Origin of the sequence: Rhodovulum adriaticum, assembly GCF_004345735.1 — a bacterium.
Taxonomy (GTDB): domain Bacteria; phylum Pseudomonadota; class Alphaproteobacteria; order Rhodobacterales; family Rhodobacteraceae; genus Rhodovulum; species Rhodovulum adriaticum.
Map to the genome: position 1 here is coordinate 23,231 of NZ_SLXL01000013.1, position 16,433 is coordinate 39,663.

Below are 16,433 nucleotides of genomic sequence, written 5' to 3' on the forward strand. Positions count from 1 at the left end.
TTCAGGGGCCAATTTCCATTGGGTCAAAAGCCCTTTTGCCCCTGCCTGCAGACGATCCACGAAATCACTGTGATAGAGACCAGCCATTGCGTTGCCCTTTTTATTTGCGCTTTCAAAATCTGTAGGGCCATAAATTGTGACTTGCAACATTTTTGCTTGCCAATGTCCAAAAAAGCGGGAATCGTCAGGGTCAGATGCTGCGCTGCAACATCGCGTTGACGCCACTTGGGCGGACTGACGACCGAGGCCGGTCAGCGCCTGCCAACACAGAAGAGGACATCGCCATGACCATGACCCGCCGTGCCTTTACCGCCAGCCTGGGCGCCCTTGCCGGCAGCGCCGCGCTGCTGCCCGGCCGCCCTGCGCTGGCCTCCCGCGAGGACGAGCTGAACATCCTGTGCTGGGAAGGCTACAACACCGACGACGTGCTGAGCCCGTTCCGCAAGATGCACCCCGGCGCCACCGTCCGCGCCGAAAGCGGCACCTCGGACCCGGACATGATCAACAAGCTGCGCGCGGGCGAGGTGAACGTCTGGGATCTGATCAACCTCAACCAGCCCTGGGCGCGCGGCCAGCTGCTGCCCGAGGGGCTGATCAAGCCGCTGAGCAAGGACCGCTTCCTGCCCTACTTCGAGAAGATGGCCCCGGAATTCTCGGGGCCCTATCCGCAGGCCTTTGCCGATAACGGCGACCTGATCGGGATGCCGCAGCGCTATGGCCCGTTCTCCTTTGTGGTCAACACCGACAAGATCAGCCGCGAAATGGCCGAGGATCAGGGCTGGAAGCTGTTCCTGGATCCCGCGATGGCCGGGCGCTATGGCGTGCTGACCTACGACAATTGGAACCTCATCCACATGTGCCTGACGGGCGATCTGAACCCGTTCCAGCCGCTGGACGAGGCCGGGTTCGAAACCTTCGACGGGGTGGCCAAGCAGATCTTCGGCGGGGCCAAGCTGCTGACCGACGACCTGGTGGCGATGAACACCGCCCTGATCAACGGCGAGATCGACGCCTACTTCACCGGCGGCACCTATACCGCCAGCCCCGCGCGTCTGGACGGGCTGACCAATGTTCGCGGCATCACCCCGAAATCGGGGCCGATCGACGGCAAGGGCGGCGTTGTCTGGATCGAGCTGACCTCGCTGGTCAACAACCCCGATCCCTCGCCCCTGGCAGAGGATTTCCTGGAATTCGTGCAGAAACCGGAAATCTGCAAGGCCGTCGGCTTTGCCGAAGGCACCTATAACCCGGTGGCCCAGATGGGCGACCCGGAGGTGGCCGCGCTGTGGGATGCCGAAGAGCGCGACGCGATCCAGTGGGACAGCCTGCCCGAAGAGATGGAGCGGTCGGTCGAGTACGACGTTGTCGCCGATTACGACAAGCTCATGCAGATCTACACCGCGGCCAAGCGCGGCTGAGCCCTTTCAACATCCGGTCCCGCGCGCCCCGGCGGCGGGGCCGGTTTCACCAGGCGAAAGACAAGAGAATGAGCGATACCACGCCGATTTTGCGCATCAACGCCCTGACCAAGACCTTCAACGAGTTCACCGCGCTGCATGCCATCGACCTGAAGGTGCACGACGGCGAGTTCCTGGCCATCGTCGGCCCCTCGGGCAGCGGCAAGACCACGCTGATCCGGTTGCTGGTGGGCATGGACGAACCCAGCGACGGTTCCATCTGGCTGCGCGACCAGCGCATCGACGAGATGCCCGCCAACAAGCGGCCCACCTGCATGGTGTTCCAGTCGCTGGCGCTGTTTCCCCACATGACCGTGGGCCAGAACATCGAGTTTCCCCTAAAGCTGCGCAAGGTCGCGCCAGAGGATCGCAAGGCCCGCGCGCTGGAATTGCTGGATCTGCTGCGCCTGCCGCAAGACTATTATTCCAAGCGTATCGACCAGTGTTCCGGCGGTGAACGGCAACGGGTGGCGCTGGCCCGCGCGCTGGCCTTTGACCCGGAAATCCTGTTCTTCGACGAACCGCTGTCGGCGCTGGACTACCGCCTGCGCAAGGCGCTGGAAAAAGAGCTGAAGGATCTGCACGCCCGCACGGGCAAGACCTTCATCTACATCACCCACAGCCTGGAAGAGGCGATGGTGATGTCCGACCGCATCGCCATCATGCGTGCAGGCCGGTTCGAACAGATCGCCCCCGCAGAGGAAATCTATGCACGCCCGGTCAGCCGGTTCGTGGCAGAATTCATGGGCGAGGTGAACCTGTTCCCGATCCGCGCGGGTCAGGCCGAGGGCGTGACACTGTCGCCCGCAGCGGCAAGCGCGTTTGGCGGGGCGACCGGCACGCTGATGGTCCGCCCCGAGAGCCTGCAATTCCTGGAGGGCGAAGAGCACGCCGAACTGACCTTTGCCGGCCGGATCGAGGCCGAATACATGCTGGGGTCGCGCGTGCAATACACCGTCACGCTGGAGGGCGGGCAGACCCTGATCGCCGAGGTTCTGCGCGAAAACGCCATGCCCGGCGGCCCGGGCACGCCCGTTCGCCTGGGCTGTGCCGCCGCGGCCTGCCACCTGATCGCGGAGGCCTGAGATGCAACGCCGTGATCGTCAACTGGGCCTGCTTTACGCAGCCCCCCTTACACTGTTCCTGGTCCTGTCCTTCCTGGCGCCGATCCTGCTGGTGGCGGGGTTTTCCACCATGCCGGCCAAGGTGTTCGACCTGGCGCATATGCCTGATTTCTCGGCCTACGGGGAATTCCTGCGCCAGGGCTACTGGAAATCCGTGGCCTGGTCGCTGGGCATGGCGCTGGTCGCCACGCTGATCCTGTTCGTGATCTGCTGGCCGCTGGCCTATGGCATGGCCAAGGTGTTCAAGCGCTTTACCCTTGTGCTGACCATCGGCGTGGTGATGACGCTGTTCGTGTCGGAAAACATCCGCCTGTTCGGCTGGGTGCTGACCCTGATGAAGGGCGGACTGATCGAGGGGTACATGCGCCACTGGTTCGGCACAGGCTTTGACGGGCTGTTGTATAACGTGCCGTCGATCGTGTTCGGGCTGGTCTACGTCTACCTGCCCTTCATGCTGTTCCCGCTGGCCCAGGGTATCGCCATGGTGCCCGACGACGCGCGGCAGGCCGCCTATGACCTGGGCGCCACGCGCTGGCAGATCCTGCGCGAGATCGAACTGCCGCTGGCCGCCCCCGGTATTCTGGTGGGCAGTTTGCTGTGCTTCGTGCTGTCGGCCGGTGCCATCGCAGAAAGTAAGCTGTTGGGCGGGCAGGCGGTGATCGTGATCGCCGACGAGGTGGAAACCGCCTTTACCTACGGGCAGAACTGGCCGCTGGGCGCTGCGCTGGCGATGGTGCTGATCGCCATCGTGGGCGGGCTGGCGATCTGGGGGATCGGCCGGGCCGATCTGGACCGCATGATCGGGAGGAAAGGCTGATGAAACCCTCTGCATTCACCCGTGCGGCCCTGCTGGTCTACGGCATCGCCATCCTGGCCTTCCTGTACCTTCCGCTAGTCTCGGTCGGCTTTGCCTCGGTGTCCAAGGGGCGCTACCTGTCTTTCCCGATCCGGCGTTACGCCACCGGCTGGTATGGCGAGGCGATGGCCAGCGACACGGTGCGCGATCTGCTGTTCGTGTCGCTCAAGGTCGCAGGCATCGTCACCGTGCTGTCGGTCGTGATCGGCTTTTTCGGGGCGCTGGCCTTTGCGCGCTATAACTGGCGCTTTCGCAAGACCTATCAAAAGCTGATCCTGTTGCCGATCTTCTTTCCGCAGACGGTGCTGGGGCTGGCGCTGCTGATGTGGTTCAACGCCATCGGCGTGATTCCCAGCTGGAAGACGGCGATCATCGCCCACATGGTCTGGATCGCGCCGATCGCCACGCTGATCATCTCGATCCGCGCCTACAGCTTCGATCCCGCGCTGGAAGAGGCCGCGCGCGACATGGGCGCGGGCACCTGGACCACCCTGCGCGAAGTCACGATACCGCTGTTGATGCCGGGGATCGTTTCGGCCGGGCTGTTCGCCTTTCTGCTCAGCTGGGGCAACTTCCCGCTGTCGCTGTTCACCACCGGGGCGGATTCCACCCTGCCGGAATGGCTGTATGCCAAGATGGTGTCGGGTTACTCGCCGCTGGTGCCGACCGTGGGCATCCTGACGGTGGCCGCCTCTGCCACGCTGCTGGCGGTGGGGCTGACCGTGCCCTGGGTGCTGAAACTCGTGAAACGCAAGACTGCCGCCTGAAAGACAAAGGAGAACTCCACATGCTGACATCCATCGCAGGCAAGGCCACCATCGTTACCGGCGGCTCCAAGGGCATCGGCAAGGGCATCGCCAAGGTCTTTGCCGCGCAGGGGGCCAAGGTGATGATCGCCGCCCGCGGCGAAGAGGCCGCCAAGGCCGCCGTGGCCGAGATCGAGGCCGCCGGTGGCACCGCCGCCTATCACCTGTGCGACGTGGCCGATTGGGACGATGTGCAGGGGCTGGTCGCGGCCACGACTGAAACCTTCGGCGGTGTCGACATCCTGTGCGCCAATGCGGGCATCTTTCCGCAGGTCAAGATGGTCGACATGACCCCCGAGGATTGGGACAACGTCATGTCCACCAACCTCAAAAGCACCTTCCTGCTGGTCAAGGCCTGCATCCCGGTGTTCGAAAAGGCGGGCAAGGGCCGGGTGGTCGTCACCTCGTCGATCACCGGGCCGGTCACCGGCTTCCCCGGCTGGTCGCATTACGGCGCCTCCAAGGCCGGGCAGCTTGGCTTCCTGAAAACCGCGGCGATGGAGTTGTCGCGCTACAACACCACGATCAACGCGGTGATGCCCGGCAACATCTACACCGAGGGTCTGCAAGACCTGGGCGAGGATTACCTCAAGACTATGGCCGCCTCGATCCCGCTGAAACGGCTGGGCGCGGTCGAGGATATCGGCAACGCTGCGCTGTTCTTCGCCTCGGACGAGGCGGGATATATCACCGGGCAGCAGATCGTCGTCGATGGCGGGCAGATCTTGCCCGAAAGCCTGGAAGCCCTGGAAGAAATCTGAAAACGCAGGCGGCCCTGCGGGGCCGCCCGCCGCAGCGGGGGCCCCGATGACCTGGAAAACCGCCTACCGATCCTTCTACTACGAAACCGCGCCGGAACCCGACGATATCGTGCTGCCCCCGGCCGAAACGGCGCTGTTGGTGATCGACATCCAGAACACCTATCTGGAGCCGAAGGACACGCCAGAGGAAAACACCCGCTGGCAGCCGTTTTTCGACCGGATGAACGACATCGTCATCCCCAACACACGCGCCTTGCAGGACTGGGCGCGGGACAAGGGGATTGAGGTCATCCACGCCCGCATCGCCTGCCTGAAAGAGGATGGCCGCGACCGCTCGCTGTCGCAGAAGAAGCCTGGGTTCAACTACCTGCTGCTGCCCAAGGACCGCGCGGACAGCCAGATCGTGGATGCCGTCGCCCCGATGGACGACGAGATCGTGGTGACCAAGACGACCGACAGCGCGCTGACCGGCACCAACCTGCGGATGGTCCTGCACAATATGGGGATCAGGAACGTCATCGTGGCGGGCATCTTCACCGATCAGTGCATCTCGTCCAGCGTGCGCAGCCTGGCCGACGAAAGCTTCAACGTGGTGGTGGTCGAAGATTGCTGCGCGGCGGCGACGGATGCGCTGCACCGGCACGAGCTGGAGGTCATCAACATGATCTACTGCCATGTTGTCAGCAGCGAAGAGGTGAAGGGATTTGTCGCCCCCTGACTGCCGGTTCCCGGCGGCCAGTCGGCCAGGGGACGTGCCCTGCCCGTGATGGTGGGGCCTTCAGGCGGGCGCTGTTTAATGGCGTACCCGACTGCGACGTGACCCGCGCGCGACTTCGGTCCTTGCGCGGTCAGCCCTCGGGAACCACGACGGCCGCGGAAATTTTCGACGGAACCCGGTTCGTTGGCCGTATAGTCGGGATAAACGGTCATCTGTTTCCCCAAACGCGCGGCTAGGACACCCATGCTGATATCTATTCTGCCCTCTCTCTTGCGGCTTGCGCCTTGGGCTGCGGTCGCTGCGGCGCTGCTGTTCTGCGCGGTGCCGCTTGCGGCCCAGCCGATGGGGGCGCCGCCGGGAATGGCGGGCGGGCTGGCCACCGCCGTCGGCGTTATCACCATGGAAACACAGCAGGTTCCGTTTGCGACCACCGTTCCGGGGCGCGCCGTGGCCTATGAACAGGTGGACATCCGCCCCAGGGTCGGCGGGATCGTGTCAGAGATCGTCTATCCGCCGGGCCGCCCGGTCGCTGTCGGCGATGTGCTGTTCCGTATCGAGGACCGGACCTATCGCGCCGAGGTCGCCGCCGCCAAGGCCGAGGTCGCGCTGGCCGAGGCGTCGGTTTCAACCGCGCAGGACACGCTGGCACGGTATGAAAAACTTGTCGGCATCGGCGTGACGGCCGAGGAGTTGGCGACCGCGCGCGTCTCGCTGTTGCAGGCAGAGGCCGACCTGAGCGCCGCAGAGGCGGCCTTGCAGGTTGCTGAACTCGACCTGGACCGCACGGAAATCAAAAGCCCGATCGCAGGCTTTCCCGAGGTGCCCACGGTTTCGGTCGGCGCGCTGGTGACGGAAAACCAGACCGACGCCCTGACAACGATCACGCGGATCGATGCCGGATCGCTGCGGGTCGGCGCGGGGGTGGATATCCGGCTGGAGCTGGAAACAGGCGAGGCCTATGCCGGTCAGGGCAAAATGGTTTCGCCGGGGGCCAGCGTTTCAACCACGACGGGCACCACCGAAATCCGGCTGCAATTCGACAATCCCGAACGGCGCATCCTGCCCGGGCAGTTCCTGCGCGTCGATATCGTTCTTGGAACCACCGAGGCCATCCTGGTGCCCCAGGGCGCGACAGCGCGCGCCGCGTCGGGGGAATTGACGGCCTTCGTTGCGGTCGATGGCAAGGCCGAACAGCGCATCCTGACCGAACAGGGCAGCTATCAGAACGCCTGGATCGTGACCGAGGGGATCGCCGCGGGTGAGGCGCTGATCGTGGACGGTTTGCTGAACCTGGGCGACGGGGCCGCGGTGGCGACCGTGCCGGTCACCATTTCCGCAGACGGGGTGGTGACCGAGACCGCCCCTGCGGCGACAATGGACGGGGGCTGAGCGGTGGGAACCTTTTTCATTGCGCGCCCGGTCTTTGCCTGGGTGCTGGCCCTGCTGACGATGCTTGCCGGTGTGTGGTCCTTCGTGTCGCTGCCGGTGTCGCAATACCCCGACATCGCGCCAACCACCGTCCGGGTATCCGCCAGCTATCCCGGTGCGACCGCGGCGGCGGTCGAAAACTCTGTCACCCGCGTCATCGAGGATGCGATGACCGGGCTGGAAGGCATGATCTACATGACCGGGCAATCCAGCCAGGGGTCGGCCTCGTTGTCGCTGACCTTCGATGACAGTGTCGATCCGGTGGATGCCCAGAACGAGGTTCAGACCAAGGTCGGCCAGGTCGAAAGTCGGCTGCCGACCTCGGTGCAGACCCAGGGGGTCAGCGTCCAGCGCTCGACCTCTTCGATCCTGATGGTGGGGGCACTGGTTGCCACGCAGGGCGGCTATACCACGCTGGAGTTGGGCGACATCCTGTCGGAAACCGTCGAAGGTCCGATCGAACGGACCGAGGGCGTGGGCGGCCTGAACTCCTTTGGCTCGGGCTATGCGATGCGGATCTGGCTGGACCCGATTTCGCTGGCCCGCCACCAGTTGACGCCCAGCGATGTCGTCACCGCGCTGGAAAACCAGAACACCACGGTTTCGGTCGGGTCGCTGGGGGATCAGCCCACGGTCCGGGGGCAGCAATTCACCGCCACCATCACCGCCCAGAGCCAGTTGACGGGTGTCGCGGAATTTCAGCGCATCCTGCTGAAGACCGACGAGGATGGCGGCGTCGTGCGCCTGTCCGACGTGGCGCGGGTCGAGATCGGGCAAGAGGATTACGGTGGGGGCTCGCGTTTCAACGGGCTGCCCGCGGCCGGTTTTGGCGTCAACCTGGAAACCGGCGCCAACGCGGTGGATACGGCCCGCGCAGTGCGGGCGACGATGGACCGTCTGGCGCCCTCTCTGCCCGAAGGGGTGGAATTCCGCGTTGCCTATGACACATCGCCCTTTGTCGAACTGTCGATCGAACAGGTCTACCAGACCCTGGTCGAGGCCATCGTTCTGGTCTTCCTCGTGCTGCTGGTCTTTCTGCAATCCTGGCGCGCGACGCTTATTCCGCTGATCGCGGTACCTGTCGTGCTGCTGGGCACCTTTGCGGTGCTTTACGCGACGGGCTACTCGATCAACACGCTGACCATGTTCGCCATGGTGCTGGCCATCGGTCTGCTGGTGGACGACGCCATCGTGGTGGTCGAGAATGTTGAACGGCTGATGGAGGACGAGGGCCTTTCGGCGCTGGAGGCAACCCGCAAAAGCATGGGGCAGATCACATCGGCGCTTTTGGGGATCAACGTCGTGCTGGCTGCCGTGTTCCTGCCGATGGCTTTTTTCGGCGGCTCGACCGGGGTGATCTACCGCCAGTTTTCCATCACCATGGTCACGGCGATGACGCTGTCGCTGCTGGTGGCGGTGATCCTGTCGCCGCCGATGTCGGCCCGTCTGCTGCGGCCCAAGCCGGGGCGGACACGCTTTGCCCCGGCGCGCTGGTTCAACGAGGGTCTGGCCGCCCTGACCCGGGGCTATGGCGCGACGGTGCGGGCAACCTTGCGCGCGCCGGTCGCGATGCTGGCGGTGCTGGCGCTGGTTCTGGGCGGTGCCTGGGCGGTCTATGACCGGATCGAAAGCTCTTTCATCCCGACCGAGGATCAGGGCGTGCTGATGACGATGGTCAGCTTGTCCGAGGGATCGACCGCGCAGCAAACGCTGGAGACCGTGAAAAAGGTCGAGGCCTATTTCCTGCAAGAGGAATCCGCGGCGGTGGAGTCCACTTTTGCCGCGCTTGGCTTCGGCTTCAGCGGGAACGGCCAGAACAGCGCGATGGTTTTTGTCAAGCTGCGGGATTTCGATGCGCGCGCGGGCGACCCGGCGCTGTCGGCGGCGCAGGTGGCGATGCGCGCCAACCGCACCTTTCTGTCGGACCGGGCAGGGCAGATCATGGTGATGCAACCGCCCGCGATCATGGGGTTGGGCAATACCGGCGGGTTCACGATGTACCTGGTCGACCAGGGCGGCACCGGCGCGGACGCGCTGAAGGCCGCAGCCGAAGATCTGGTCGCCCGTGCCGCGCAGAATGCGCTGGTGACGAATGTCGATGCCCGCGGAACGGACGAGGACAGCGCCCTGCGCATCGACATCGACACCGAAAAGGCCGAAAGCCTGGGCGTGTCGCTGTCCGGGGTGAACCAGATGCTTTCGATCATCTTTGCGGGGGCAGAGGTGAACGATTTCGTTCTGGGGTCGTCCCTGCGCCCGGTGATCGTGCAGGCCGACGCCCCCTATCGCATGCAACCCGAGGACATCCTGAAATGGTACGCGGTCAACAGCGGGGGCGAGGCGGTGCCGTTCGCATCCTTCATGACCACGGCCTGGGAACCTGTCGCGCCCTCGTTGCAGCGCTATGGCGCGACCTCGGCGCTGGAGGTCTCTGGCTCGGCCGGGGCAGGGGTCAGTTCGGGCACCGCGATGCAGGCCATGGAAGATATGGTCGCGCAGATGCAGGGCGGCTACGGCGTGGCCTGGACCGGGATCAGCTATCAGGAACGGCAGTCGGGCGACCAGGCGCCTATCCTCTATGCGATCTCGGCGCTGGTGATCTTCCTTGCGCTTGCGGCCCTTTACGAAAGCTGGTCGATTCCGTTCTCGGTGATGCTGGCGGTGCCGGTGGGCATACTGGGGGCGCTGGCGGCGGCCTGGGCGTTCGGGCAGTCCAACGATGTCTATTTCAAGGTGGGGATGCTGACCACCATCGGGCTGGCCGCGCGCAACGCGATCCTGATCGTCGAGTTCGCCGAGGATCTGCGCCGCCAGGGTGCCACCATCGCCGCCGCCGCGGTAGAGGCCGCCCGCCTGCGCCTGCGGCCGATCCTGATGACGGCGATGACCTTCATCCTGGGGGTGTTGCCGCTGGCCACAGCCACCGGCGCGGGGGCGGCGGCACAGAATGCCATCGGGACCGGCGTGATCGGCGGCATGGTGGCCTCTACCTTTATCGGCATCTTCATGGTGCCGGCCCTTTACGGCCTGATCATGGGGGTGGTCGGGTGGATCCAGGCGAAAGGCGCACGCCCATGACCGATGCACGATCCCCTTTCACGGCCGTTTTCCTGGCTCTGGCGCTTGCGGCCTGTAGCGTCGGTCCGGATTACGCACCGCCCCAGCAAGAGCTTGCGACCCGCTTTGCCGAAGGCGCCGCCGACCCGATTGGCGAGGCCAGCGCGCAGCAGTGGTGGCTTGGCTTCGGCGATCCGATGCTGGACGATCTGGTGCGGACCGGGCTGGCCCAGAACCTGGACATCCAGAGCGCACTTGCCCGCGTGGCCGAGGCCCAGGCCGCGGCGCGGGCCACCGGGCTGCCTGCGCAGATCGACGGCGCGGCAAGCTGGCAGGCCGCCCGCTCGGGCGGAGAGGGCATCGCCACCGACACCAGCGGCACGGCCTCGTTCAGCCCGTCGCTGCTGCTGGACCTGTTCGGCGGGGAACGCCGCACGCGCGAGCAGGCCCTGGCGCAGCTGCAATCTGCCGAACTGGGGGTGGGCGAGGCGCGCCTTGCCTTCCTCTCGTCGCTGGTCAGCGGCTATATCGACCTGCGCTATTATCAGGCGGCGCTGGCCGTGACACGGCAAACGATCGCCAGCCGTGCCCAGACCCTGGCGCTGGTCCAGCAGCAGCGCACGGCCGGGCTGGCGACCGAACTGGACGAGGCGCAGGCCCAGGCCTCGCTGGACGAAAGCCGCGCCTCGCTGCCCAGCCTGGAAAGCGGTTTTTACGCGTCGAGCTATGCCATTGCGACATTGCTGGCCCTGCCGGTTCAGACCCTCCAGTCGCGGCTTGAACGCGGTGCGGCCCAGCCCCACCCGCGCGGTAATGCACGGGTCGGCGTGCCCGCCAACCTGTTGCGCAACCGTCCCGACATTCGCGCCGCCGAACGCGACTATGCCGCCGCGGTGGCCGCCATCGGCGTGAGCGAGGCCCAGCTTTATCCCTCGGTCAGCATTTCGGGCACCGTTACCGCCGCGCAAAACGATAGCTGGTCCTTTGGCCCCGCGCTGTCGCTGCCGGTTCTGGGGCAGGGCGTGTTGCGGGCCAACCGGGACCAGGCCATCGCCCAGGCGGATCAGGCGCGGCTGGAGTGGCGCAGCGCCGTGCTGGGCGCGGTCGAGGAGGCGCAGGCCGCCCAGACCGATTATCTGCGCAACCGCCGCGCGGTCGCCGCCTACCGCCGCAACGTGGCCTCTTACGACCGCGTGGTGGCGCTGTCGCGCGAGACCTATGACGGCGGCACGACCACCCTGATGGATCTGTTGGAAAGCCAGCGGTCGCTGGCCAGCGCCCGGCTGTCGCTTGCCTCTGCGATGCGGGATCTCGCGGCCAGTTGGGCGACGCTGCATGTCGCGGCCGGGTTGGGCTGGCAACTGCCCGCCAGTGCGGGGCAGGGCCGTCCGGCCGGTTCGGGCTAACGCACCGCCTCGATGATCTCTTCCATCACCTTGGCAGAGGGCATGGGCACCACCAGCGCCACCGTTTCGGGCAGGCGGGCCACGCCGATATCGGCCGGGTCGTTTTCCACCCCGATCAGCCCGGTGCGGAACCCGTGATCGGCCCAGGCGATGGCCTGAAGCTCGGGGTCGATCAGCGCCTCTGCCAGGCGTCCGCAGGCTGGCGTCAGCGAGATCAGCGGATGCGAGGCAAAGATGGTGGGTTCCGGGTAAAGCACCCGGATCTTGGAGCGGATCAGATCGGCATATTGCGCGTTCTCGGCCAGGAATTCGACCATCTGGTTTTCATACCCCACGATGATCGGCCGCGCGCCCATGCCCTGTTTCAGGAAATTCTCGAAGATGTCGCCCGAGGATGCCTCCATATGGCCCATCGCGTCGAAATACGCGGTCACCCGGGGCAGCACGGCGGGCAGGCTGTCCTGCGTCGGGGTCTGCCCGCTGTTGAACACGGTCGCCAGAAGCCCCGACCAGATATTGCCCGAATTCGACTTGGCCGGATGGGTCGAGAATACCTTGAACGGGCCGTAGATGTTCAGCCCCAGGTCTTCCTTCCAGCGGGTGCCCGCCTCGATCAGCCGGCCCATCGCCTGCACGTCGGCGGCAAGAAACCCGTCCTCGCGCGCGCGAACGGCCCCGGCCTCGATCAACGCGTCGGCCACGTCGGACCAGGCGTAGAACACGATGGGCGAGTTGAAGATGGTCTCGTCCCCCAGCACCGTGCGGCCGCTGTCGCGGGCCAGTTCCACCGCGACCATGTTCGAGGGCCAGAGACAATCCCGCCCGGTGACGGGCAGGGTCGTGACCATCTCGACCGAACCCGCCTTGGTGGCCTGCAGCGTGATCTTGTAGCGCCCTTCCAGGATCCGCTGGACCTTTTCGTTGCGCAGAAGGGCCGATTTTTCGCCGCCGTAATAGATTGACACGCTCACCGGATCCCGGGTGGTGACGTTGCGGGTCAGGGTGGAGAGATCGAGCATCGAGACGCCCACCGCGACGGCGGCCACAACCGCCAGCAGGATCAGGCCAAGAAGGGTTCGGTTCATGTCATCATCCGCGTTTCATCTGGGTGGCCAGCGCGTCGACTTCTACTTCGAGCGCGGCAAAATCGTTCTCAAGGCAGGCCTGGTCGATCCGGTCCAGAACCGGGCCGTAGGAAAGGATGCGCGCGCGCAGCCGCGCCACGCGGTCGGCATGGTTTTCGCGGGCCAGCCGGGCAAGATCGGCATAGCGTTCGACCGTTTCCACCATATGCGGCAGGTAAGAGGTGACGAAGCGCCGGGTGGAGCGGTAATCCTCGGGGTCGGCCAGGATCTTCTGCCGGATCGAGCGCAGGTGTGCGGCCATGCGGGCGATCTCTCCGCGGTCGGTCTTGGGGCCGTTTTGGGCGGCGGCGGACAGGCGCGCGGCGGCGGTTTCCAGCGCCTCGGCCGTGCGGCTCACGTCGGCGGCGGTGACCCGGTGGCCCAGCACGATTTCATCGGCCGGGGTGCGGCGCCCGACAATCAGCAAAAGTGCCCCATAGGTAACCGCGGCCAGCCCGAAGGCCGCCCACCAGACAAGCTGGACCCCGAAGAAGAGGCCCAGGAACAACGCCGCGGCCAGGGTTGCGGCCACGATCTGGCGCAGACCGTCGGGCAGGCGCATCAGTTATACCCCTTGGCGCTGCGCAGCGCCTTGGCGATGTCGGAACCTGCGTGGAATAGCCGTCCCACGGTGGCCTGGTTCAGCTCTGTCAACTGGGCCTCGTCGGCCTGGCCAAAGGCGATTGCGTGGATCGGAACATCGCGCCCATAGCCGGTTTCGTCCAGGTGGCGCAGCATCACCGCGCGATTGTCGGTTTCCGAGGCGCCATCGGTCATCGCCACGATCGCGGGCAGATAGTCGAACAGGCTGCCATCCTCGGCCCAGGGTTTCAGCGTTTCCAGCGCAGCGTAGATCGCCCGGTAAAGGTCGGTGCCGCCCTCGGCGCGCAGCGCCTGCACCTGGGCCAGCGCCTGGCCCAGCCCTGCGGGGTCGTCGCCCTCTACCCGGATCGGGTCGAAGGTCATGTGGTTGAAGGGCAGCAGGATCGTCACGTCCCGGCGCGAGGGTTGCAGCAGGTTCACCGCCGCCGACTGGGGGTCCAACAACAGCGCCATCGCCTGTTTCACCTCGGCCAACGGCTGCCCCTCCATCGAGCCGGACACGTCCAGCACCCAGACGGTCAGCGAGGGCTTGCGCAGTTCGGTCTGGTACAGCCGCAGCGCCTCGCCGATGACTGCCGAGGCGGGGGCGGGCACCGGGGCAATCTCGCGCGTCAGGTCGATGCCCCAGCCGGTGTTCCAGACCTGCGGATCGGCGCTTTCGGCGAACAGCCCGATCAGCCCGGCGCGGCGGCCCAGGTCGGACAGAACCTGTTGGGTGTCTTCGGACAAAAGGTGCTGTTGCAGGGCCAGGAACGCCTCTTCCCTGGCCCTGTCGCCCTTGTCGACATAGCCCAGCGGGCTGTCGGCAACAGACAGGCCGTTGGCCGGGTAGATCGCGTAAAGGGGCGCCTCGCCCCGCGCCGTCAACGCCTGGTTGGCCTCGATTATCAGCGCCTCGTAGTTGAACATCGCATCGAAGGTGTCCGGCGCGGCAAGAAAGCTGTCCTTCAGCCAGCCCGACGACCCGGACGAGCGGTCGACCTGGGCCAGCAGGTCGCGCACCTCGGCCAGCACGTCCTCGTCGGCCAGATGCTGTTCGGTCAGCACGTCGGGGTTGCCTGCCAGGGCATAGAGAAACCCGAAATAGGCCGAGGCACCGGAATTGGACTGGGTGGCCGAGGTCATCGCCAGGCGGAATTCATTGTCCCGTGCCGCGCGCTGGATGTCCTGTACGGTGATATCCTCGCGCCCGACCCAGCCCAGCCTTTCGGCGATGGGGCGCTTCAGGCCCAGCACCACGGGCGAGCGCAGGATCGATTCGCGGTGTTTCACCCGTTTGCCGGTGTCGCCCAGTTCGATCCATATCGAATTGGCCGGCCAGACAGCATCATAGGGCATCGTGTCGGGCGCGGACAGCGCCCGGGCGATGTCGACCGAGCCGAGATAAGTCATTTCGACATCCACGCGATTGGCACGGGCCCAGTCCATCACGATGGGTTCCAGCGCCTTGTTTTCCGAGCCCGAGACGATGTGCAACTGCGCACGCGGCCCGACGGTATTGCCGAGCATGAACAGCGCCCCCAGTGCGCCAAGGATCACAAAGACGACGACGGGGATCAGCTTTTTCATCGGAGCGCTCCTGATTTGCTGCCGATCATAACAGAAAGCCTGCATATGACATCGCCATGACTGGCGTTTCGGCCTTTTCATTGGGGATGCCGGGCGACGGTCAGCCACCACGGACCTGTACCGCTTGCGGACCCGATCCAGGTATCGGCCATCAGGGGCGCCGGCCTGATCCGGAGGGCCACGCCCGGCGCGCGCGGCTAGAGCGGCGGATATTGGCTTGCCGGGCGATGGATGGACGATCAGACAGGCTTGCCCATCTTGTGGACCATGGCGCATTATCGCAAACAATGGCCGAGCGCTTGCGCGAGGAATTCGAGAGGGAAGTTGTGCGATGAAACGGCGGACCGTTCTTGCAAGCCTGCCCGCGGCCATGGCGCTTGGCGGATGCTGGACCCGACCGGTCGAGCTATCCGGTGCGGGCGCCACTTTTCCCGCCCCGCTCTATGCGCGGTGGATCGCGCTGTTCGAACGCGCGCATCCCGAGATCAGGGTTAGCTACCGCGCCATCGGCTCGGGCGGGGGTATTCGCAACATCACGGCCCAAGACGTGGATTTCGGGGCCTCTGACGCGCTGCTGAACCCTGACGAGGTAAAGGCGCTGCCCGCCCCGCTGCTGACCATTCCGACCGTTTTGGGCGCGGTGGTCGTGGCCTATAACCTGCCGCAGTTCGACGGTCAACTGGTGCTGTCCGGCAAGGTTCTGGCGGATATTTACCTGGGGCGCATCCTTCGCTGGAACGAGGCCCCCATCGCGGCGCTGAACCCACAGGCAACCTTGCCCGACCTGCCGATCCACGTCGCGCACCGGGCCGACTCCTCTGGCACGACGAGTATCTTCACCGATTACCTCTGCCGGATCTCCCCCGAATGGCAAAGCTGGATCGGATGCGGAAAGATGGTGCGCTGGCCGACCGATGCAGATCTGGCCGGGCTTGGCAGCGACGGCATCGCCCATCAGATCCAGTTGGAACCCGGCGGGATCGGCTATCTAGAGGTCAAATATGCCCTGAACGCGGGCCTGCCCTATGCGACCCTGGTGAACCGGGCCGGGTATCCGGTGCGCGCCACGACCGAAAGTGTCCAGAGCGCGGAACTGAATACGCCTGCCACGGACGACAGCCCGATCAAGCCTTCGGTCGTCGATGCGCCCGGCGAGGACAGCTATCCGCTTGCGGCCTTTAGCTATCTGCTGGTCTATCGCGATCTGGGCTATTTGCCGCGGGACAAGGGGCAGGCCCTGATTACCTTTCTGCGGTGGTGCCTGACCGAGGGGCAGATTCAGGCCCGCAAATTGCACTACGTGCCCCTGCCCGCGCCTTTGCAGGATCATTTCCTTGGGGAAATCGAGGCTCTGGAACGGACAGTGGCCTGATCCTGCCCGGTATCGGTGGGGCGCGCCGCAGACCCCCGCGCCGTGGCCGGAGGGCGTGGTGCAGGACGGCCCCGGCCGTGTGCCACATCGCGCCGCGTGCGGCCAACCACTTGATACAAGTCATGGTCCCCCGTCCGCCCGGCCATAGCATG

At 65.5% G+C, this 16,433-nt stretch carries 13 protein-coding genes; 10 read left to right on the top strand and 3 right to left on the bottom strand.

What is annotated here, in order from left to right; all coding sequences use genetic code 11:
- Nucleotides 1-284 precede the first annotated feature (284 nt).
- The 9 genes from EV656_RS13955 to EV656_RS13995 all read left to right on the top strand — a co-directional run bounded on the left by EV656_RS13955 (nt 285) and on the right by EV656_RS13995 (nt 11,613).
- The gene (locus EV656_RS13955) at nt 285-1,418 is read left to right on the top strand and encodes an ABC transporter substrate-binding protein (protein ID WP_132605166.1); all 1,134 of its coding nucleotides are present in this window, start codon (nt 285-287) and stop codon (nt 1,416-1,418) included.
- A 68-nt stretch (nt 1,419-1,486) separates the two neighbouring features.
- A complete protein-coding gene (locus EV656_RS13960; protein ID WP_132605168.1) occupies nt 1,487-2,542 on the top strand; it encodes an ABC transporter ATP-binding protein in 1,056 nt (351 codons plus the stop codon).
- Between the two features lies 1 nt (nt 2,543).
- Nucleotides 2,544-3,398, top strand: a complete 855-nt coding sequence (locus tag EV656_RS13965; protein WP_132605170.1) for an ABC transporter permease — start codon at nt 2,544-2,546, stop codon at nt 3,396-3,398.
- Nucleotides 3,398-4,204: an ABC transporter permease gene (locus EV656_RS13970; RefSeq protein ID WP_132605172.1), complete on the top strand. Its 807-nt coding sequence runs from the start codon at nt 3,398-3,400 to the stop codon at nt 4,202-4,204. Before EV656_RS13965 ends, EV656_RS13970 begins: the two co-directional genes overlap by 1 nt.
- Before the next feature lie 20 nt (nt 4,205-4,224).
- Complete coding sequence (gene fabG, locus EV656_RS13975; protein ID WP_132605174.1) at nt 4,225-5,004, top strand: 3-oxoacyl-ACP reductase FabG; 780 nt, start codon at nt 4,225-4,227, stop codon at nt 5,002-5,004.
- A 46-nt stretch (nt 5,005-5,050) separates the two neighbouring features.
- The gene (locus EV656_RS13980) at nt 5,051-5,722 is read left to right on the top strand and encodes a cysteine hydrolase family protein (RefSeq protein WP_132605176.1); all 672 of its coding nucleotides are present in this window, start codon (nt 5,051-5,053) and stop codon (nt 5,720-5,722) included.
- A 243-nt stretch (nt 5,723-5,965) separates the two neighbouring features.
- Nucleotides 5,966-7,111, top strand: a complete 1,146-nt coding sequence (locus tag EV656_RS13985; RefSeq protein WP_242469035.1) for an efflux RND transporter periplasmic adaptor subunit — start codon at nt 5,966-5,968, stop codon at nt 7,109-7,111.
- A 3-nt stretch (nt 7,112-7,114) separates the two neighbouring features.
- Nucleotides 7,115-10,228 (top strand): efflux RND transporter permease subunit, encoded by a 3,114-nt coding sequence (locus EV656_RS13990; RefSeq protein ID WP_132605178.1) that lies wholly within the window; start codon nt 7,115-7,117, stop codon nt 10,226-10,228.
- On the top strand, nt 10,225-11,613 hold the full coding sequence (locus tag EV656_RS13995) for an efflux transporter outer membrane subunit (RefSeq protein WP_132605180.1): 1,389 nt from the start codon (nt 10,225-10,227) through the stop codon (nt 11,611-11,613). The genes EV656_RS13990 and EV656_RS13995 overlap by 4 nt, the downstream gene beginning before the upstream one ends.
- Here EV656_RS13995 and EV656_RS14000 read toward each other — a convergent pair.
- From EV656_RS14000 to EV656_RS14010, 3 genes are read right to left on the bottom strand one after another with little or no spacing between them, the layout of a single operon-like run.
- Nucleotides 11,610-12,698 carry a hypothetical protein gene (locus tag EV656_RS14000; protein ID WP_132605182.1) on the bottom strand — a complete coding sequence of 363 codons (1,089 nt, stop codon included), beginning with the start codon at nt 12,696-12,698 and terminating at the stop codon, nt 11,610-11,612. The two genes, EV656_RS13995 and EV656_RS14000, sit on opposite strands and share 4 nt — an antisense overlap.
- A 4-nt stretch (nt 12,699-12,702) precedes the next feature.
- On the bottom strand, nt 12,703-13,299 hold the full coding sequence (locus tag EV656_RS14005) for a 5-bromo-4-chloroindolyl phosphate hydrolysis family protein (RefSeq protein ID WP_132605184.1): 597 nt from the start codon (nt 13,297-13,299) through the stop codon (nt 12,703-12,705).
- Nucleotides 13,299-14,909 carry a vWA domain-containing protein gene (locus tag EV656_RS14010; protein WP_165919017.1) on the bottom strand — a complete coding sequence of 537 codons (1,611 nt, stop codon included), beginning with the start codon at nt 14,907-14,909 and terminating at the stop codon, nt 13,299-13,301. The genes EV656_RS14005 and EV656_RS14010 overlap by 1 nt, the downstream gene beginning before the upstream one ends.
- A 331-nt stretch (nt 14,910-15,240) precedes the next feature.
- On the opposite strand from EV656_RS14010, the gene pstS reads away from it, so the two are divergent.
- The gene (pstS, locus tag EV656_RS14015; protein ID WP_132605188.1) at nt 15,241-16,281 is read left to right on the top strand and encodes a phosphate ABC transporter substrate-binding protein PstS; all 1,041 of its coding nucleotides are present in this window, start codon (nt 15,241-15,243) and stop codon (nt 16,279-16,281) included.
- Nucleotides 16,282-16,433 lie beyond the last annotated feature (152 nt).

Coding starts and splice junctions, on each gene's coding strand:
- EV656_RS13955 (WP_132605166.1), top strand. CDS start 285: ATGACCATGACCCGCCGTGCCTTTACCGCCAGCCTGGGCGCCCTTGCC.
- EV656_RS13960 (WP_132605168.1), top strand. CDS start 1,487: ATGAGCGATACCACGCCGATTTTGCGCATCAACGCCCTGACCAAGACC.
- EV656_RS13965 (WP_132605170.1), top strand. CDS start 2,544: ATGCAACGCCGTGATCGTCAACTGGGCCTGCTTTACGCAGCCCCCCTT.
- EV656_RS13970 (WP_132605172.1), top strand. CDS start 3,398: ATGAAACCCTCTGCATTCACCCGTGCGGCCCTGCTGGTCTACGGCATC.
- fabG (WP_132605174.1), top strand. CDS start 4,225: ATGCTGACATCCATCGCAGGCAAGGCCACCATCGTTACCGGCGGCTCC.
- EV656_RS13980 (WP_132605176.1), top strand. CDS start 5,051: ATGACCTGGAAAACCGCCTACCGATCCTTCTACTACGAAACCGCGCCG.
- EV656_RS13985 (WP_242469035.1), top strand. CDS start 5,966: ATGCTGATATCTATTCTGCCCTCTCTCTTGCGGCTTGCGCCTTGGGCT.
- EV656_RS13995 (WP_132605180.1), top strand. CDS start 10,225: ATGACCGATGCACGATCCCCTTTCACGGCCGTTTTCCTGGCTCTGGCG.
- EV656_RS14000 (WP_132605182.1), bottom strand. CDS start 12,698: ATGAACCGAACCCTTCTTGGCCTGATCCTGCTGGCGGTTGTGGCCGCC.
- EV656_RS14005 (WP_132605184.1), bottom strand. CDS start 13,299: ATGCGCCTGCCCGACGGTCTGCGCCAGATCGTGGCCGCAACCCTGGCC.
- EV656_RS14010 (WP_165919017.1), bottom strand. CDS start 14,909: ATGAAAAAGCTGATCCCCGTCGTCGTCTTTGTGATCCTTGGCGCACTG.
- pstS (WP_132605188.1), top strand. CDS start 15,241: ATGAAACGGCGGACCGTTCTTGCAAGCCTGCCCGCGGCCATGGCGCTT.